We start from the raw sequence: 18,974 nt of genomic DNA, 5'->3' as shown, positions 1-18,974 counted from the left end.
CTTTAAGTCTCACCAGATCGTGAGACGCTGAATTGAAAAGGATGGTTGTAATGAGTGAGAATACCGTTGCGGTGACCGATCAGGGTTTTGAAGCAGATGTTTTAAAAGCTGACGGGTATGTTCTGGTGGATTTCTGGGCAGAATGGTGCGGTCCCTGCAAAATGGTAGCACCTGCGCTTGAAGAAATTGGCGCAGAGTATAAGGGGCGTGTGCGGGTTGCTAAGGTAGATATCGATGCGAACCCTGAAACGCCAACTAAGTTTGGCGTGCGCAGCATTCCGACAATGATGCTCTTCAAGGATGGTAATTTGGTTGCTCAACAAACTGGGGCTCTGCCCAAAAGCCAGCTTAAAGCATGGATTGATAAAAACTGCGCATAAAAGAGGTATGACGCACAGCCTATGAGACCAATGGGCACATGCGTTGGGGCTTTTATTCGGGGAGGTAGGAGATTTTCTTCTGCGGGAGCTGTCTTTTTCTCAAGATTCTGTGAGGATCGAAGAGAGGAGAGCGTGGTCAGATGGGCCATGACAGTGTAGAAGAAGAGCTATGTCAAAACGTCCTGCTTTCCCTGCCCCTGTTATGATCACCACATCAGAGGCCGTTGCGTCTTTATGTGAGAAGCTTCGTCATGAATCTTTTGTGACGATTGATACTGAGTTTGTGCGTGAGAAAACCTACTGGCCTAAGCTGTGCTTGGTGCAGTTAGGGGGTGAAGAGGACGTCGCGATTATTGATGCGTGCGCTCCTGGTATTGATCTAGCGCCTTTAGCAGCGCTTTTGGCTGAGCCGACCTGTACGAAAGTGTTCCACGCGGCACGGCAGGATCTGGAAATTTTTCTTCATCTTTTTGGGCGTTTGCCAGTTAATGTGTTTGACACGCAAATTGCCGCGATGGTTGCTGGGTTTGGCGAGCAGGTTGGTTATGACAGTCTCGTTGGGTCAATCACGGGACAATCTATTGATAAAACCCATCGCTTTAGCGATTGGGCAGCTCGGCCTTTAACTCCTGCACAAATTTCTTATGCCAGTGCCGATGTCACGCATCTGCGCGATGTGTATCGTCAGCTGCGTGACCAACTCAAAGCGCAGGAACGCGTGCATTGGGTGGAAGCTGAGCAAGCCATTTTGAGCGAGGAAAAGACTTTTCGTCCCGATCCACGCCGTTTGTGGGAGAAGCTTAAGGCTCGTACGCATAATCGCCGTGTTCTTGCGATTTTGCGTGAGCTCGCTGCATGGCGTGAACTGGCGGCTCAGCGCGTGGATATGCCACGCCAGCGTTTGGTGCGGGATGAAAGCTTGTTGGAAATCGCCGCTGTTAAGCCTCGGCATGCGAAGGCTTTGGCGCGCATTCGTGGCGTTAGTGCAGAGTTTGCCGCTGGTGCGTTAGGCCACGAACTTCTTGAGGCTATTGAGATTGGCGAGTCTGTCCCTGAGGATGATCTTCCAGCGGTGCCGTATAAAAAACGCTCAGAACGCCCACGTCCTGCTCAGGGTGTTGTGGCGCTTTTGAAGGTGTTACTGAGTGCGCGTTGTGAAACACATCGTGTGGCAGCTCGCTTGGTGGCCACGAGTGATGAATTAGAGCGTTTAGCGCTTGGAGAGACGGAACTGCCTGTTCTCCATGGTTGGCGCCGCGATGTTTTTGGAAAAGAAGCCCTTTCTCTTCTTGCCGGAGAGGTTTCTCTCTCTATCTGTGAGGGGAAGCTTCATGTAGAGGAAACATCGTAACGCGTTTTTAAAAGAGCAGGTATCAATGTGTTAACAGATATAGGGCCTGCTTTGTGGTATTATAGGACGATATCTTACGATGTGCGATCATTGTGAGATCAATCATTAAGTGGGAGAGGAGCCGAAGGCTATGGAATGGACAGAGGAACTGATCGCCAGACTTCGGGATTTGTGGAGTCAGGGGTTATCAACGGCTGAGATTGGCCGCCAGCTTTCCATCACGAAGAATGCTGTTGTTGGAAAGGCGCATCGTCTGGAGCTTCCTCCCCGTCCGTCGCCTATTCGCAATCGTTCTTCAGAGGATGGGAGCACACCTCCGCGGAAGCGCAGTACAACGTCACGTAAAAAGAAAACAACGGACGAAACCGCGAGCTTGCCTTTAGAAGGTGGAAAGAGTGCTTCGTCTTCTGCGGAGAAAAAAACCTCTGCTGTGAAGGAAGCACCTCCCTCCCCAGCAGCTGCGTCGGGTGAGAAAGAGGCTGCTTCTTCTACAAAGTCCCCTGCATCACGGACAACGACAGCACCGGCAGAGCCGACACGTCCGGTTGCACCGCCACGGAAGATGGCGCCGCCTCGTCGTGTACGGGAAGCGATGGATCGCTCAACGCGCCGGGGGCCATCGTGTCAGTGGCCACATGGTGATCCAGGCATGCCGGGGTTTCACTTTTGTGGGGCAACGCCTTTACCAGGTAAGCCTTATTGTGCAGAGCATGCGGCTGTCGCGTATGTAAAGATTCGCGATCGACGCCATTAGACGTAAGTTTAGAGCAGTATGACGGAAAAGCCGCCCTTTCAAAGGCGGCTTTTTTAATTACTCCTGACTTTCGTGCTCATCGTTAGTCTCATCTTCTTGAGAGACTTTAGTTTGAGGAATGGTTGAGAGCATTTCAATCTTTCCGCTGATCTCACCCCCATCTTCGACCTGAAGACGACGACAGGCCGCATTGCCGTTGAGGCGTCCCGTTGCACAGACTTGTAGGCTCGCTTTTGCGGTGAGTTCTCCGTCAAGAATTCCGGAAATTTCAGCGACTTCAATATCAGCTGTGCCTTGGAAGCGGCCACCATGCGCGATGACGAGTTCTTTGGCTGTTAAATGATCGGTTTCCATCGTCCCTTCCACGACCAGTTTCTCAACATCTTGGACGACCCCTTGAATATGGATGCCACGATGAATGACAAGCGTGCGGGAGAAATTATGCTTAGGGCGTCCATCATGGTGGATGTCGGACGGACGTTGACGAGCACGTGCCGCTAAGGACGGAGAGCGGGATGTCGAGAGGGACATATTATCTCTAGCATTTCGTAGGGAGCCTGGGCTCTGTGGGGTCGTAGGGTGTTGCGGGGTGGAGTCCCCAGAACTGTGGGACGTAGAGCTATCGTTCTGAGCAGAAGGTGTAAGCAAGGCTACCTCGCTATATGTCCCCCATAATCAAGGGGTAATGGAAAGAATATGGACGAGATTCAGAGTGATATCCTGATAAGGTAATGAATATACTCATTTATAAACAGGATAGGTGAAGAAAATCTTATACGCGTCTTATAGTGTTCGACAAGCGACTCTCGTGAGAGAAAAGAGTTTTTCCGAGCTTATGGTGATCTTTTCGGTTCATTCGTCCCTTATCCGTTGATTTGGCCGATGGGGGCGGTATGGTGCGGCTTATTCCTTATTCTATCAGATAAAGTGGAACGCTTATGTCTCATCCTGCTCAACCAGCACGTTATGATCTTTTATGTGTAGGTAATGCCATTGTTGATATGCTGGCTTCTGTTGATACGAACGTTATCACAGAGCTCGGGGCAACAGCTGGCAGTATGACGCTCATCGACACAGAGACGATGGGGAAAATTCAACAGCGCGTGTCTATTGAGCATGTATCCGGTGGGGGGTCTGCTGCCAATACGGCTGTTGTTGCCGCGCGTATGGGAACTCAGACAGCTTATTTGGGCAAGGTCGCAGATGACCAAGCTGGTGATGATTTCACCCGTGATATGCACGCACAGAGCATTGCCTTCCCGTCTCATCCGCTGAAAAAAACGGATGGGCAAGAGGTGATTCCAACAGCGCGTTGCATTGTGTTGGTGACGCCTGATGGGCAGCGCACCATGTTTACCTATCTGGGAGCTTGCGTTGAATTCACACCGAGCGATGTGCAGGAAGAGATTGTCGCTCAGTCTGCTGTGACGTATCTGGAAGGGTATCTCTTTGATCGTCCACATGCACAAGAAGCGTTTTATCGTGCGGCAGAGCTTGCGCATAAAGCCGGGCGTAAAACAGCCTTAACGCTGTCTGATAGTTTTTGCATTCAGCGTCACCACGCAGCATTCCGTCGTTTGGTAAAAGAATCGATTGATATTCTTTTTGCGAATGAAGCTGAAATTCTAGCCCTTTATGAAACTGAATCTTTTGATGAGGCGCTTAAGCGTGCGGCTCAAGATGTGGCGCAGGTGGTGGTAACACGAGGTGCTGATGGTGCCGTTGTGCAAACGGGGCAGGAGCGTCACGACGTGCCTACACAGCCGGTGAATGTTGTTGACACGACGGGAGCGGGCGATGCGTTTGCGGCGGGGTTCCTTGCGGGTTATAGCCGTGACAAAACGCTGACAGAATGTGTAGATCTCGGTAATAAAGCAGCAGGCGCGGTGATTACTCGCCTAGGGGCTCGTCCCGATGAGGCTTTTGACCTGAGCGTTTAAAGGTCACTCCAGCTGATGGGCTGAATGCCGTGTTGCTCAAGAAGTTCCTGCGTTTGGGGGGCGAGCAATGCGGCCAGTTCTCCTTCCTGATCATAGCCGGGCATGAGTGTTGCCATTGAGGCATTTTGTGCGGTTGCGGGGTGAAAGTAAATTTCACTCACCCCGGCAGGAAGGCGGGGAATGAGGCTTTGGATGCGTTGTGGGGTCATATGGCCAGACCAACGCAATCCAAAGCACGAATCATTCGTCTTCATGTGAGCGCGTCGAAGTTGGGCACGGAGCAGGTATGTCCAGTACCAGAGGGCGCGATCTCCTAAAGAAGCGTGTAGGCCTAACGGTGCGGCGGGTTCAGCAGGGGTACGCACCGCTTTAAGGCCATGCGCCTGTCCTGTTTCAATCAGCATCCGCCCAATAGTGGGGTGGAGGTGCATATGCTTATGAGCATTCGCGTGATCAAGGATGAGCCCCGTACGTGAAAAGGCGCGGAATTGTGCTTCAATCTCGCGTTTCATGGCAGACCGTGCGCGTGGAGAGAAGAAATACTCCACCCCGAGCTTGAGCTGATCGCAGCCGAACCATCCATCGTCATCGGTAATGGCGGGAAGCTTCAAGACTGAATCCCCTTCAATCGTGACAAGGTGCAGACCGACCTTGAGTGAGGGAAGGCGGCGTGCCCGCCTAAGAGCATCTTCAGCAGCGGGTGCTGCAACCATGAGGCTGGTCGTGGTGAGTACACCGTCACGATGAGCACGCTCAATGGCTTCGTTAACTTCATAGCTCATACCGAAATCATCGGCTGAAATGATGGCGCGGCGGGGAGAGAGAGGAGAAGAAGCCATTAAAAATCTCATTTATCAAAGCGCTAAAAAAAGGGGGAGGCCCCACGGCCATCCCCCTTTTATCATGGTGAAACGTGAAGACGCCGCGCCTGTTAGGATGTGTGACGTTGGCGGAGGAACTGGAAGAATTCCACACCTTCACGCAAGCGGCGTTTCATCATCTGCGGATCACGGATCATCTCATTGAGGATGGAGAGAATCTTAGATGGGCGGAAATAGAACTCCCGGTAGAATGTCTCAACACTCTTGAAGATTTCTTCATGGGAGAGGTGAGGATAATGCAGCGGGGCGATCTGCACACCGTCATCATCAATCAACTCAGCTTCAGATTCATTAAACCAGCCATTTTCTGTTGCTTGCTTGTGAAGCAACGTGCCCGGATAAGGTGCTGCGAGAGAAACCTGAAGGGTATGTGGGTTGATCTCTTTAGCAAAGTTGATCGATTCGCGAATCGTTTCCTTGGTTTCCCCCGGAAGGCCAACAATGAAGGTTCCGTGAATCTTGATCCCGAGCTTACGGCAATTTTCGGTAAACTCGCGAGCAACCTCAATGCGCATCCCCTTCTTAATGTTGTGAAGGATCTGCTGATTGCCGCTTTCATACCCGACCAATAGAAGGCGTAGCCCGTTATCGCGCAAAATTTTCAGAGTCTTGTAAGGCACATTGGCTTTTGCGTTACAAGACCATGTGATGTTCATCTTCCCAAGCTCACGAGCAATAGCTTCTGCACGTGGGAGGTCATCGGTGAAGGTGTCATCATCGAAGAAGAATTCTTTGACCTGCGGGAAATATTGCTTCGCGAGGCGAATTTCTGCTGCGACATGCTCTGGGCTGCGCGTACGGTAACGGTGCCCACCAACCGTTTGCGGCCACAGGCAGAAAGAGCATCGTGACTTACAACCACGCCCTGTATAGATGGAAATATAGGGGTGTTTGAGATAGCCGATGAAGTAGTCTTCAATCTTGAGGTCACGCTTATAGACTTCTGTCACGAAGGGCAGGCAGTCCATATCCTCAATGATCTCACGATCCTTATTGGTGATGATCTCGCCATCGTCGTTGCGCCATGTAATTCCGTCCACTTCAGCAAACGGCTTACCTTCAGCAATGTCTTTGATGGTGAAGTCAAATTCATTGCGTGCCACAAAATCAATGGGCTCACCTTGGGCGAGGCTTTCATTGGGCTGTACGGCCACTTTTGCGCCGACCATCCCAATTTTAAGCTTAGGATTAACGTCCTTGAGCATGCGCGCAACGCGCACGTCGGAGTTAAACGACGGTGTGGAGGTGTGCATGATCACCAGATCACGATTTTTCACATCCTCTAAAATGGGTCCCATGCCCATCTTGGCCGGTGGAGCGTCAATGAGACGAGAACCTGGAACGAGTGCCGCAGGCTGTGCGAGCCATGTTGGATACCAGAAAGAGCGAATCTCACGTTTAGCTTGATAACGTGACCCCGCCCCGCCATCGAATCCATCAAAGGAAGGGGGCTGAAGGAAAAGAGTTCTCATCATGATCGGACGCTCCTGTTGATGTCTGACCTGTCGACGCCGGGTCCGTTGACGGTCGGAGAGGAAGGGTCGGGTGTGGTGTGTGTGTGACGACGCGACGATGTGTGCGTTGTTTTCCGAGTGATATGGACTGTTCGGCCTCGCCATGCAACGCGTGAGCCGCACGCACTCGCAAGCATTACAGCGGCAGAAAGCCAATCACGGAAAACGAGATAGGGGAAAATGCCGGGAAGAGAGCATTTCGTCAAACGGGCTGTATGATGCGTTGTGAATCCGCGCAAGAGCCACCCTCCGACCAAGAGGCCCCATGAAAGGGGAGAAGTCGGGGCGAAGGCGACACAGACGGTGGCCCAAAAGAGGGGGAGTTGCAGGGCAGAGCATGCATAACCGAATGGTTCAATGCTGCGCACAGTGCGCCCCCAACGAATTTCGTGTCTCATAAGCTCACGAAAATTATTTTCCGCCACAGTGGTCAAGCACAAGGTTGGAGCCAGGGTAATGGCCCCCCCTTGACGGAGAATACGATTCCCTAACTCTGAATCGTCCGCAATATGGCTGACAAGAGATGTAAACCCGCCGACTTCTTCAAGGCGTTGACGGGTAAGAGCCATGGTGGCGCCTAAACAATCTTGCCGCCCTAAAAGCCGAGACATCATCACGCCGGGAAGAAAATTGGCATTAATGCTATGAGCCCCAAAGAGGCGTGCCAGCTGAGTACTGGCCGGGAGACCTGCGTATAGAGTCGTGACAAGCTGCGTTTCAGAGTGCTGCAAGGTTGTTGCAATATGGCGCAGATAGTGAGGCTCAACATGAATGTCGGAGTCCGAGATGACGAACACATCATGATGGCAGGCTTGCTGCATGTTGATGAGATTACCCACTTTACGGTTAGGCCCGTGATCGGTCGAATCGCATACAACAAAAACAGGTTGTGCTGGATAACGCGTGCGGAGGCGTTCGATAATGGCAAGCGCAGGGTCATCAGTGCGTTGAACACCAAACACTAGCTCGTATTGTGGATAATCTTGCCTAAAGAAGCTCTCTAGCGCATCTTCAAGGAGAGGTTCGTCCCCATGAAGGGGTTTGAGTACACTAATTTTGGGCCAAGAGGCTGCCTGATCGTCTGTTTTAAATGGTGCAGAGTGTTCTTCTTTGTTGTGGAGATGCACAAAGCGGGAAAGCAAAACAGAGCCCAAAAGGCTCTGACATTGCCCAGCAACAGAGAAGGCACCACTGATGAACGATACAGACGAAAGAAATGGCAGCATGATGCGACGTTACCCTGATTTGGAACTATGAAGGCAACGAGGCGCTATAAAGTGAGGATAAGCAGCACTGCCTTGTTTTAGAAGACAGTGCTGCGTGGCGTGAATGGTTTTATTCATGTAGGAAATTATCAGCCTTAGTCGTTAGTGACTGCGCGAGACCGCGTGCGCCGCCTTGTCCGAAAATGGTTTTAAAATCAGAGCGTTGAGCCCCTACTTGACTAATATGCCCGTCAAGGAGAACGTCTGTAATGCGCCAACCTTGCGGGGTTTGCGTCATCACATAGTCGATGGGCGTTGCTTCGCTTGCTGGGTCTGATTTCCCGCGGAGAGAGGTGTGGAGAATGACACCACCCGTTGGGTTGGGGTCTGTGGCGGCCGTAACGGAAAAAGCAGCTTCCGAGCCAGGCTTAAAGGTTGCTGCATAGCGTGCGATTGTGAATGTCCGGAAGGCTCCGAGAAGCTGGGTGCGCTCCCCATCACTCAAACGATCGTAGCGTAAGCCAATAGAGCGACGCAGAATGGCGTTGAGATCAAAGGCTTGGTCAACAGCTGGAGCGATGATGGCGCGTCGTTCTGGAATGCCTGCACGAGATTGGGCGCGTTGCAGAGCGTCATAAAGCGTCTGTACAGCGACGTTCGGTGCTGCGTCGTTCACAGTGGCCGCGGCTTCTGCGTGAGGTGCGGTCAGGTAAAATGGCACGCTTGCTGCCACCAAAAGGCTACTAGCAAGTAGGGTTGAACGGATAGTGTCAGTCATTAAACAACGAATCATGCACATGCTCTTCCTCCTAAGTAGGATTTTTCGCAAGGGGTTCTCCTCACTAAGCTGCTCCTAAAGGGCAGTAACGTCTAGGGCTGTGTTGGATATGATACAGTTATTGCAAGAATATGGCGATAAGACATTGAAGGACCGATCCTCGAGATTGTATAGCATCTCCATATTACGTGGCGTTTACCGTAGTCGGTGACGCGTGGCTGCACCTGGTCCGGCTTCAGCGAGTGCTGGGGAATGTGACTGGAGGTGCGATTTTCCCGCTCGGTCGTTACGTGAGGTTAAGCATAAAGATCCGGGGTGCGCCGGAGTGCAACCCTAGAGAGTGATCAGAGGATTATAATGGCCGTACCCTTAATGCAGGCTGTCCGAGTTGGACGGTACGTTCTCAAGCAGCATCTGACAGGGCGTAAGCGTTACCCGCTCGTGTTGATGCTTGAGCCGCTGTTCCGCTGCAATCTGGCTTGCGCGGGCTGTGGTAAAATTGATTATCCAGCAAAAATTCTTAACCAGCGTATGAGCTTGCAAGAATGTTTGGATGCTGACGCTGAAGCGGGTGCTCCTATTATTGCCATTGCCGGTGGGGAGCCGCTGCTGCACAAAGAAATGCCCCAGATTGTAGAAGGGCTGGTTGCGCGTAAAAAATACGTTTATCTGTGCACGAATGCGCTGCTTCTTGAGAAAAAACTGAAGGATTATAAGCCTTCTCCATTTTTCTCATGGGATGTTCATTTGGATGGCGACCAGCAAATGCATGATTCGTCTGTCTGCCAAGATGGTGTGTATGAGCGCGCCGCTGCTGCGATTCGTTTGGCGAAATCGAAAGGCTTCCGCGTTTCCATTAACTGCACATTCTTCGACGGCGTTGATCCCAAAAAAGCGGCTGACTTCTTCGACTCAGTGATGGAAATGGGCGTTGATGGTGTCATGACGGCCCCGGGTTATGCGTACGAGCGCGCACCTGACCAAGAGCATTTCTTAAACCGTCAGAAAACCAAGACGTTATTCCGTGATATTTTCCGTTACGGGAAAGGGAAGAAGTGGCGCTTTACGCAGTCTCCGCTTTTCCTCAACTTCTTGGCGGGGAATGAGAATTACAAATGCACCCCCTGGGGGAAACCATTGCGCACTGTCTTTGGATGGCAACGTCCTTGCTATTTGCTCGGTGAAGGTTACGCGAAGACCTTTAAGGAGCTGATGGAAGACACAGCTTGGGATGACTATGGCACAGGTGCTTACGAAAAATGCGCTGACTGCATGGTGCACTCAGGTTACGAAGCAACCGCTGTGATGGATGCCGTGAAACGTCCTTGGCACTTTATCAAGGTGGCTCTTAAAGGGCCAGAAACTGAGAAGCCGATGGTTCCAGAAATTTCTTTGGCTCATCAGCGTCCAGCAGAATACGGGTATGACGCCCAAGTTGCTGAGCAGATGGAACGTTTGGAAACAAAGGGCAAGCCAAGCCGTGGGCCACGTGTGCGGGTCAATGGTAAGGATGTTGAATCTCAGAAGTCTTCTGCAGCGGAATAAAAGGAGCGTATAAGCGAGCAGATAAGGTGTATGATCACTTTATCTGCTAGGCTTCCCATCCATGGTCATTCCATTACTTACGGTCATTCTCCTAATTGTTCTCAACGGTGTTTTTGCCACGGGGGAATTGGCTTTAATATCCGCTAAAAAACCGCGTTTGCTTCATCTGTCGCGTGCGGGTGTTCCCGGTGCTGAGCAGGCTTTAAAGTTAGCTGAACGGCCTCATAATTTTCTTCCTACAGTGCAAATTGGCATGACCTTAGTCTCCATTGTGGAGGGGGCGTTTGGGGGAAGCCAAATTGAAGACCATGTGCGCCGTTGGATTAGCACCATTGGGCTATTGCGGCCTTTTGCTGATGAGCTTTCCATAGGCCTTGTTGTTGCGCTGATTACCTGTGCCATGCTGGTATTTGGGGAGTTGGTGCCAAAGCAGATCGCTTTGCAGCGCCCTGAAGCGATCGCGATTCGTTTGTCCCGCTTTTTGCTTGTTTTAGCGTGGGCAACCAAGCCGATCGTTTGGCTTCTTAGCCAAGCGTCCTCATGTGTTTTACGGTTGATGGGGATTGGCCCTTTAGCGCGTGAAAGTGTGACAGAAGAGGAACTACGTGCTGTCTTGGCCGAAGGGATGCGTGCCGGTATTTTGGAAACAGAGGAGCGGGCCATTATTGAGCGTTTGCTTCGTCTAGCAGACCGTCCGGTGCGGGCCATTATGACGCCGCGGAATGATCTTTTCTGGATCGACCGTCGCGCTTCTCAAGAGACCATTGTGCGCAAACTGCGTCAGTCTTCTTATGGGCGGATCGTGGTGTGTGATGGCGACGTGGATCATCCCGTTGGGGTTATTCTAGCCAAAGACATTATGGATCGCCTTTTATTAGGTCTCCCTGTGGCGATTGATGCCGTGTTGAGAACTCCGCCCGTTATTCCAGATAGTTTAACCGCTCAAGGAATGATTGAGCGCCTGAAGGGGATCTCTTTAGGTATTGTCTTTGTGCTGGATGAGTATGGGTCTTTTGAAGGGATTGTGACGCCTTCAGACGTATTTGAGGCTATTATTGGGGATGATAGCACAGAATCTGTGCCCCTTCAGCCGCTAAGGCGTGAAGAAGGCGTGGAGGAGTATGTGTTAGACGGGGTTATGCCAGCTGATGAGGTATCGTCTAAGCTGGATATTCCACCATTACCTGACTCGGCGACCTATCACACCCTTGGGGGGGCGATTATGGCATTGCTCAGACGCGTACCGGCTAAAGGTGATAAGGTTGTCTTTTCAGGATGGCTGTTTGAGGTGTTGGATATGGAACGCCGCCGCGTGGTTCGTGTGCGTGCCAGCAGGCGCTTATTAGCACAAAATTAGAGTGTGGTTGACCAATCCTCGGTTTTTTACCATGATTTTTGCGCCCTAATTGGCGGTAAAGCCCTTGGCGAAAAGGATGTGGGACGATATACATCCAACCGATCACCTTCTCTTGTATCGTTCAATGGTAGAGCGGTGAGGTGATGGTGATGCGTCCAGGACAGGGAATTGCGCATGATCACGCTTTCGCCAGATTATCGTCCATCCGATAGTGAAGAATTCATGAATGAACGGCAGCTGGAGTATTTTCGCCAGAAGCTTCTGCACTGGCGAGGCGAGCTGCTGAGAGAAGCGGGTGATACATTAGCAAGCCTTTCAGAAGGCGGTATTCACGAAGCCGATATGACGGATCGTGCGACGGTCGAGACAGATCGCGCTTTTGAGCTCCGTACGCGAGATCGTGCTCGTAAACTGATTGTAAAAATTGATATGGCGCTCGCTCGTATAGAAGACGGGAGCTATGGTTTCTGCGAAGAAACTGGTGAACCAATTGGGTTGCAGCGACTTGAAGCGCGTCCGATTGCGACCCTGTCGTTAGAGGCTCAAGAGCGTCATGAAAGACACGAAAAAGTGTATCGTGATGATTAAGGGGCTTGCATGGCGGGCTAGAACAGGCTAGGAAGCCCGCCAAGGAACACATGCTGCTGTAGCTCAGTGGTAGAGCACTCCCTTGGTAAGGGAGAGGTCGCGAGTTCAATCCTCGCCAGCAGCACCATATCATCACATGTTACGCGTGGTATATGGTTTAAGGATTTATGTGGGGTGGCGGTCACCCTGCGCTTTTGTAACAACTGACCGTTCTTCTTCTTTGGCACGTGATACGATCACGTTATCATTATTCTAGCTTTGTTCGGCTAGAGCCTTACAAAGAAGGGGTTCTGTGTTCCAATATGGTCAAAACAAACCTGCGGGTCGTACCGGGAGAGAGAGTACTGTGTTGTGCTGTGTCTCTTCGAAAGAAAAGGTTTCATGGGCTGTACTGTAACCCTTTACGGGATTCGAAACTGTTCTACCGTTAAAAAATCCATGCAATGGCTTGATGACCATCATGTCGCGTATTGTTTCCACGATCTTAGGAAAGATGGTTTCGATCAAGAAATTTTGACAAGATGGATCAGATTAGTAGGATGGGAAAAGCTTCTTAATCGTTCGAGCATGACTTTTCGTCAGTTGCCGGAGGAGGACAAGCAAAGCCTTAACGAAGGGAAGGCTATACATTTGATGTTGGTTAACCCTACGGTGATACGCCGTCCTGTCGTTACTACTGAAAGTGGTGTGTGGGTCGGCTTTAAGCCCGAGACGTATGAGGCAGTTTTTGCCGCATTCAGAGGATATTGATTTCTGATTGATACCGACCTTCAGGCTCTGGCCGGTTATTTAGGGTAGATTTTGGAGGACGGAGCAGATTTGCGCCGTCAACCCACTTCATGTGTTGCGCGCATAGCTGCTATATTTTTCCGGAATAGAGGAAAAAGGAAGATGCTATGGCGAATCAAGAAAAGCTGGCGTCATCGCTAAGCGCTCGTCACATTTTGATGATCTCTTTAGGAGGGATGGTAGGGGCAGGCTTCTTTATTGGAGCGGCTGCTGCTATTCTGAAGACGGGTCCTGCCGTTTTCATATCCTATATTATTTCCGGCTTGTTGGTCTATTTGATCAATTTGTCTATTCGCGATCTTGCTCTACAGGGCGGTCGTGAGAGTGGGTCGTTCATGACCCAAATTCGCACTCATCTTGGAGAGCGTATTGGCTTTCTAGCGGGTTGGGCATACTGGCTGACATGGGTTGTTGTCTTGGGTGCAGAGGTGCTGTTTGGCGCTAATATGATCCACGACTTCTTGTCGCCCTATGGCATTGCCATTCCTGTTGTGACGCTAGAAATTATTGTTTTGGCGGTTATGACAGCCATTAACTTGATGTCTGTTAAAGGGTATGGCGAGTTTGAATATTGGTTCTCACTGATCAAATTGATCGCGATTGGTGTTTTCGTTGCTATTGCACTTTGGGTCATTATCCGGGGAGCCTTGGGCTTAGGGCATGCTGTACCGATTCATCATAATCTCTTTGATTTTGGCGGATTAGTTCCTAAAGGCTGGCTAGCCGTTTTGGCTGTTGTGCCAACTATCTTCTTCTCCATGAATGGCAGTGAGATTGTGACGGTTGCTGCTCTTGAGTCGGATGATCCAGATGGGAATATTGTGCGCATTACACGTACGATCGCTGTACGTATTGCGGGCTTCTTCCTTGTCTCGATCGCTCTTGTGCTGGTCATGCGTCCATGGACAACGCTGAATGCGGGGAATTCTCCATTCCTTGATGTGTTACACCAAGTTGGTATTCCTTTTGCCGGTGAGTTTGTATGGATCGTGATCCTGACAGCGGTTCTGTCTTCACTCAATTCCGCTCTTTATGTAACGTCTCGTATTCTTTTTGAGATGTCAGAGCGCGGTGATGGGCCAAAATTCTTCTTGAAGGTTGATCAAAAAAGCCAGCTTCCTCGCCGTGCTGTGGTCGCTTGCTTCATTGGTGGTGTGCTCGTTGTCCTCGCATCGACCTTGTCTCATGATGAAGTGTATTTTGTTATGCTGAGTCTGACGGGTGTGCTGATGTTGTTTAATAACTTCCTCATTGTTGCAGCACGGATTAAGAGCAATCCAGAAGGGCATTTTGCTCCCTATCTTGCTTGCGTTCTTTTCGCATGTATCGTCGTTGCTATGGCGTGGATGCCGGAAACGCGTCTTGAAGCTGGGATTGGGATCGTGGCTCTTAGTATCATTGCCGTTGCCGCCCTCTTCCATCATCGGAACACGCCGATTGGGGATAGTAGCGAGCGTTAAGTGCTGATGCTATCAAGAGGGGTATGGAAGCTTTTTCAAAACGTTCGCGGCCTTCTTCGATAGAAGCGAGAGACGTTAAGTCTCTCGCGGTCGTGACACCGGCACGATTTCAGGCCTTGTTTGATCGACGTTTGAATGACATTTGTGCGCGTTTTGATGAGTGGAGTATTCCTTTAACCGTTATTGGTCGTTTAGGCGAGGTGCCGCCTGATACGTGGCGCCGTCATGAATCGCTTCCTCTTATCGACCAACAAGGCGGGGTTGAAATCCGCCTTGAGGTGCCGCTTTCAGTACTGGATGAAAGCGGCCTTCGCCCAAGAGATCTCGTGCGTGCAACCGGGTTTATGCGGGCGCGTTTGGTGCGAGATCATCTGGTTGCACGTTTAGAAGTGCTTACATTATGTGCTCACGAGCACGGTATGCGCCTCAATTCTCCCCCTGCTCATACGGTTCAAACCTTATTGCGAGACCTTCCATCTGGGCGTCATGCCTTTCCATGTCGTGGGGATGCGACGCTTTTGGTTATTGGTGTTGGGGTTTCGGCTCAATCATTAGAAGGTTTATGCCGCCATTTTGGTGGTTTTTGGCGTCCAGAAGCGGTGCATCGTTTGGCTCTTCCTATTGATGATGCGGCTCGACTCGCTCGGCATATCCATCATGCAGAAGAGGACATTGTGTTGTTGGTTGCTGCTGAGGGGTCTATAGCGACGCTTGAGGATGTAACTGTGTTGAAAACACTAGCGTTTTCTCAGGCATGCCGACTTTTGGCGTTTCAGCATGATTCGGATGAAACAGAGCTGCGTATTGAAGAGCAGCGTGGTACGATTGCTCAGCATATTGTTGATCATGCTTTTGCATCTCCCTTAGAAGCTGGGCGGTATATTCGCCAAGAAAGCGCTCAATACTGGGAAAAACGTGAAGAAGAGCGTGCCCGAGAGGAAGAGCTTAGCGCTTTACGTACCAGTCTTGCTCGTCTCACAGATACCCCCGAAAATTTTACACGACAGGGCACAACGAAAGCTGTGGTGACTGGAATGGTAATCGGAGCATTATTGCTTGTGGGATTCGACGCTGTTGCGCTTATCGCGTGGCGTTCAGGAGTGCTCTGATTGAGCTAAGGCGCGTAGAGAGTGCCTTTTATATTTTTTATGTCTCAAAATTTGGTTGTTTACGTAGGCAGGATCGTTCTGTGCTGAGTGAGACTTTTGTTTCTTAGGGCACATGTCATTACAGCCCTATCAGTGTACAGGTCGTAGGCGTGTCTTGTCATGTGCACCGGCAGATGCCCGAAAGGTAGTATGTTTCGGTCATCTGTCGTGTTGCACCTATGATCTTCTTGTTACGGTAAAAAAGGGATCAACTCGGGAATATTCTGGCCGAGTTGCAATGCCTCTTCATGAAGAAGAAGGCAGAGAGTGCGCTGTATATCTTGAGGGCGTGCCTCAGGATGTGTTTCTAGCCATGTCAGTAAGCCATTAAGGCTGAGGCCTTGCCGACAATCTAGAGGCGGTAAAGGGAGAAAATCAGGTGGTACCATGTCTGGTAGAGGAACGGCTTCAAAAAGCGTTTCGCCATGTCCTGCCTCTTCGGGAAGAGAGAAGATTTCTAGACGATGGGTGCGCCGCGACAGCACTGTAGCCATGCCATAAGGGCAGGGGATATCTCCCAGAGTAAGGTCGTGCTCATCACGGGCGACTAATGAAAGAAGTCGCGGATTTTGCTCTTGTATAAAGGCGATCACAGGTCGATGAGATCCTGCAGGATCGGCTTCTAACAAGGAGCCTTCTGCTGAACGCAGAAGGAAAGCCCGTGTAATCCCATAGGGAGGCGCTGCTTGTGGGACGAGCAGCAGCTGATCCTTGCGTGATGGGCGCATTCTTTCATAGAAAAATCCAGGCCGTTGGGCGCGATCAGGCAAATCAAGATCGGGATCTGGCTGGGGTGGTTTTTGTATTTCTTCTGCTTGTGACGCCATGGCTCGTAAAGCCTGTGTGCCAGCATTGAAGAGCGTGCGCGATAATGCATTAAAACGATGACGAGCCGCTGTGATCAAAGATGCAGGGGCCGGGTCATGTACATCATTACGATCGAAATGTAGCCGTAATGATGGAGGAAGCGTCGCAGCATCTTGTGTGGCTGGACAGATAAAATGAGAGATTCGTCCACCTTCCCAATGTGGAGAACGATCTCCTTCCTGCACGGGGGTTCCATTAGGTGTGACTAATCGCTCGGCAGGAATGTCTAAATCCTCAGGGGCTGCCTGGTGCTCGGGAGATGTGAGATATGAGCTCCGAACCAACAAACGCGTGAAGCCATGGTCTGGTAATGTTTCATGAGCCCGGTATGAGTATGTGGCGACGAGGGAGCCTCGTGGTCGTTGGCGATGACCTGATGTGCCGTAAATACACCAATTCAGAGCGATTCCTGCCGCATTTTTGCCGTGACCTAGTAACGTGAGCAGGTCTGTATCAGGAACAAGATATTCATCAGCATCTAAAACAGTGACCCACTCTTCCTCACCAATCATGCGGCTTAGTGTATGGCGGGGGAGCGTTGAACGGCGTTCTTCAGGGGAAAGGTCAGCTGGCAGTTCCGGTGCGTCCCACATAATGGGCCAGTCTTGGGTTAAGGGTTGGACAAGCCGTTCTGTTGCATCATGGGAGCCAGCGTCGATAACGAAGATGCGCTGAAAACCAAGAGAAAGATGCCAAGCAAGCCAGTCTAGGATGGTCGTTTGTGCATTACGCACGAGAACGGCGCAGGCAGCAGAAGGACGATTAACGGACATTGATGCGTACCATAGCTTGGTGGGCAGTGGAGTCTGTAGTGACACGCATATCAATTTGGACAGGGCGTGCACCGGCTGCAACGATATGGTTTGTGACGGGCACAGCAAGATGTTGCGTTAGGTTGTTTAGAGTCTGAGCCTGTTTGTCCGGCGTGTTTTGCATAGGTGCTATGCCCTGTACGATGAAAAGAACATTCGGTTTACGATTCAGCGCTATTTTTGTGGCTTTCTCGATAGGACCAGCATAATCGCTTTCCGGTGTCCCTTCTACAACCTGCAAGAAAGGGGCCTGTTTTTTAGGTGGCATGGGCTGTGCAACATGCACGTGGGGTGGTTTCCCTGCATTAGGGTCGAATGTGCGCTGGTCAAGCGGGGCGCAGCCCTGAAACCCAAGCCCCACCAACGAAAAGAGGAGGGGAAGAGTGAGAAGAGAGACGCACTGAGGGAAAAATTTTTCAGAACTAGCCATAGTACACGAAATTCTTACAGGAAGTAGAGGGTTAAGCAAGAGGGAAGCGGCTATGCATGAAAAACTTACGTTACCCCCCTGTCGCTTCGTTGCAGTGGTGCTATGGATAGTGTTGTCTTTAGTTCCAAGTTTAATCGGAGGAACCGACCAATGGCCGTTAAAATTGCAATCAACGGGTTCGGGCGTATCGGACGTCTAGCGCTACGTGGTATTATCGAGAGCGGGCGTACTGACGTAGAGCCGGTACTGATCAATGATCTCGGTTCTGTGGAGGCGAATGCGCACCTCCTGAAATATGACACTGTGCATGGCCGTCTGCCAGCTGATGTCGAAGTTGTCGATGGTAATCTTCTTATCAAGACACATTCTGGCCGTCAGATCGGTCCGATCAAGGTGACATCAAACCGCAACCCTGAAGAAGTTCCGCTGCAGGGTGTCGATGTTGCCATGGAGTGCACCGGGCTTTTCACAACACGTGAAAAAGCTTCTGCACTGCTGAAAGCTGGCGCAAAGCGCGTCGTGATTTCTGCACCAGGTAAAGAAGCTGATGCAACGATCGTGTTCGGTGTGAACAACGATGCTCTGACGCCAGATATGAAGGTCATTTCTAACGCGTCCTGCACCACAAACTGTCTGGCTCCAGTGGCTTCTGTCCTGGATGAGAAGTTCGGTATCGAGCGTGGTTACATGGTGACGATCCACTCTTACACGGGTGATCAGCGCACCATTGACACATTGCATAAAGACCCACGTCGTGCACGTGCCGCTGCTGTGAACATGATCCCAACGTCAACCGGTGCTGCTCGTGCCGTTGGTTTGGTACTGCCACAGCTGCAGGGTCGTCTGGATGGCACGGCAATCCGTGTTCCAACACCAAACGTTTCCCTCGTATCTCTCGACTTCGTGCCGAAGAACCTTCCAGGCTCTGTGGACGAAGTGAATGCGGCTCTGAAGGAAGCTTCTGAAGGTCGCCTGAAGGGTATCCTTGGCTACAACACTGAAGCTCTGGTCAGCCACGACTTCAACCATGTGCCATACTCCTCAACCTTCGATGCGACACAGACCGCGATGGTTGACGGCGGTAAGCTCGTTCGTATCTGCGCTTGGTATGATAACGAATGGGGCTTCTCAAACCGTATGGCTGACACGGCAGCACTGTTCGGGAGCCTCTAATT

18 protein-coding genes and 1 tRNA gene are annotated in these 18,974 nt (G+C 51.0%); 12 read left to right on the top strand and 7 right to left on the bottom strand.

Annotation, left to right across the window (positions count from 1 at the left end; translation table 11 throughout):
• The first annotated feature begins 50 nt into the window (after positions 1 to 50).
• The 3 genes from trxA (at position 51) to GS535_RS08645 (ending at position 2,485) form a co-directional block, all read left to right on the top strand.
• Positions 51 to 380, top strand: coding sequence for a thioredoxin TrxA (gene trxA, locus GS535_RS08655; RefSeq protein WP_160792981.1), 330 nt, complete (start codon positions 51 to 53; stop codon positions 378 to 380).
• A gap of 169 nt (positions 381 to 549) precedes the next feature.
• A complete protein-coding gene (gene rnd, locus GS535_RS08650) occupies positions 550 to 1,731 on the top strand; it encodes a ribonuclease D (protein ID WP_160792982.1) in 1,182 nt (393 codons plus the stop codon).
• Positions 1,732 to 1,861: 130 nt separating this feature from the next.
• The gene (locus tag GS535_RS08645) at positions 1,862 to 2,485 is read left to right on the top strand and encodes a GcrA family cell cycle regulator (protein ID WP_160792983.1); all 624 of its coding nucleotides are present in this window, start codon (positions 1,862 to 1,864) and stop codon (positions 2,483 to 2,485) included.
• A gap of 57 nt (positions 2,486 to 2,542) precedes the next feature.
• Here the strand turns inward: GS535_RS08645 and GS535_RS08640 are convergent, their stop codons facing one another.
• Positions 2,543 to 3,016, bottom strand: coding sequence for a polymer-forming cytoskeletal protein (locus GS535_RS08640; RefSeq protein WP_160792984.1), 474 nt, complete (start codon positions 3,014 to 3,016; stop codon positions 2,543 to 2,545).
• A gap of 407 nt (positions 3,017 to 3,423) precedes the next feature.
• Here GS535_RS08640 and GS535_RS08635 point away from each other — a divergent pair, with 407 nt between their 5' ends.
• Entirely contained in the window at positions 3,424 to 4,425 is a 1,002-nt protein-coding gene (locus GS535_RS08635; RefSeq protein ID WP_160792985.1) for an adenosine kinase, read from the top strand.
• On the opposite strand, the gene hpnK is transcribed toward GS535_RS08635, so the two are convergent.
• From hpnK to GS535_RS08615, 4 genes are all read right to left on the bottom strand, one after another.
• Positions 4,422 to 5,264 carry a hopanoid biosynthesis-associated protein HpnK gene (hpnK, locus tag GS535_RS08630; RefSeq protein ID WP_160792986.1) on the bottom strand — a complete coding sequence of 281 codons (843 nt, stop codon included), beginning with the start codon at positions 5,262 to 5,264 and terminating at the stop codon, positions 4,422 to 4,424. The two genes, GS535_RS08635 and hpnK, sit on opposite strands and share 4 nt — an antisense overlap.
• Positions 5,265 to 5,356: 92 nt before the next feature.
• Positions 5,357 to 6,781 carry a hopanoid biosynthesis associated radical SAM protein HpnJ gene (gene hpnJ / locus GS535_RS08625; RefSeq protein ID WP_160792987.1) on the bottom strand — a complete coding sequence of 475 codons (1,425 nt, stop codon included), beginning with the start codon at positions 6,779 to 6,781 and terminating at the stop codon, positions 5,357 to 5,359.
• Entirely contained in the window at positions 6,778 to 8,046 is a 1,269-nt protein-coding gene (gene hpnI / locus GS535_RS08620) for a bacteriohopanetetrol glucosamine biosynthesis glycosyltransferase HpnI (RefSeq protein WP_160792988.1), read from the bottom strand. Before hpnI ends, hpnJ begins: the two co-directional genes overlap by 4 nt.
• Before the next feature lie 109 nt (positions 8,047 to 8,155).
• Entirely contained in the window at positions 8,156 to 8,818 is a 663-nt protein-coding gene (locus GS535_RS08615) for an ABC transporter substrate-binding protein (RefSeq protein WP_160792989.1), read from the bottom strand.
• 342 nt (positions 8,819 to 9,160) lie between these two features.
• Here GS535_RS08615 and hpnH point away from each other — a divergent pair, with 342 nt between their 5' ends.
• The 7 genes from hpnH to GS535_RS08580 all read left to right on the top strand — a co-directional run bounded on the left by hpnH (position 9,161) and on the right by GS535_RS08580 (position 15,651).
• On the top strand, positions 9,161 to 10,348 hold the full coding sequence (gene hpnH, locus GS535_RS08610) for an adenosyl-hopene transferase HpnH (protein ID WP_160792990.1): 1,188 nt from the start codon (positions 9,161 to 9,163) through the stop codon (positions 10,346 to 10,348).
• A gap of 61 nt (positions 10,349 to 10,409) precedes the next feature.
• Positions 10,410 to 11,705 carry a hemolysin family protein gene (locus tag GS535_RS08605; RefSeq protein WP_160792991.1) on the top strand — a complete coding sequence of 432 codons (1,296 nt, stop codon included), beginning with the start codon at positions 10,410 to 10,412 and terminating at the stop codon, positions 11,703 to 11,705.
• 174 nt (positions 11,706 to 11,879) lie between these two features.
• Entirely contained in the window at positions 11,880 to 12,293 is a 414-nt protein-coding gene (gene dksA / locus GS535_RS08600) for an RNA polymerase-binding protein DksA (protein WP_160792992.1), read from the top strand.
• A gap of 52 nt (positions 12,294 to 12,345) precedes the next feature.
• A tRNA-Thr gene (locus GS535_RS08595) sits at positions 12,346 to 12,420 on the top strand.
• Positions 12,421 to 12,674: 254 nt separating this feature from the next.
• Entirely contained in the window at positions 12,675 to 13,043 is a 369-nt protein-coding gene (locus GS535_RS08590; RefSeq protein WP_160792993.1) for an arsenate reductase, read from the top strand.
• A 146-nt stretch (positions 13,044 to 13,189) separates the two neighbouring features.
• Complete coding sequence (locus tag GS535_RS08585; protein ID WP_160792994.1) at positions 13,190 to 14,542, top strand: amino acid permease; 1,353 nt, start codon at positions 13,190 to 13,192, stop codon at positions 14,540 to 14,542.
• A gap of 23 nt (positions 14,543 to 14,565) precedes the next feature.
• Positions 14,566 to 15,651, top strand: coding sequence for a hypothetical protein (locus GS535_RS08580; protein ID WP_160792995.1), 1,086 nt, complete (start codon positions 14,566 to 14,568; stop codon positions 15,649 to 15,651).
• A 230-nt stretch (positions 15,652 to 15,881) separates the two neighbouring features.
• On the opposite strand, the gene GS535_RS08575 is transcribed toward GS535_RS08580, so the two are convergent.
• Together GS535_RS08575 and GS535_RS08570 are read right to left on the bottom strand one after the other, a co-directional pair.
• On the bottom strand, positions 15,882 to 17,330 hold the full coding sequence (locus GS535_RS08575) for a glycosyltransferase family 2 protein (protein ID WP_160799193.1): 1,449 nt from the start codon (positions 17,328 to 17,330) through the stop codon (positions 15,882 to 15,884).
• Complete coding sequence (locus GS535_RS08570) at positions 17,320 to 17,799, bottom strand: hypothetical protein (protein WP_160792997.1); 480 nt, start codon at positions 17,797 to 17,799, stop codon at positions 17,320 to 17,322. The genes GS535_RS08575 and GS535_RS08570 overlap by 11 nt, the downstream gene beginning before the upstream one ends.
• Before the next feature lie 150 nt (positions 17,800 to 17,949).
• On the opposite strand from GS535_RS08570, the gene gap reads away from it, so the two are divergent.
• On the top strand, positions 17,950 to 18,972 hold the full coding sequence (gene gap, locus GS535_RS08565; RefSeq protein WP_160792998.1) for a type I glyceraldehyde-3-phosphate dehydrogenase: 1,023 nt from the start codon (positions 17,950 to 17,952) through the stop codon (positions 18,970 to 18,972).
• Positions 18,973 to 18,974: the final 2 nt, after the last annotated feature.

Source organism: Saccharibacter sp. EH611, from assembly GCF_009834765.1.
GTDB lineage: Bacteria > Pseudomonadota > Alphaproteobacteria > Acetobacterales > Acetobacteraceae > Saccharibacter.
This window is presented reverse-complemented; position numbering and strand designations above follow the sequence as displayed.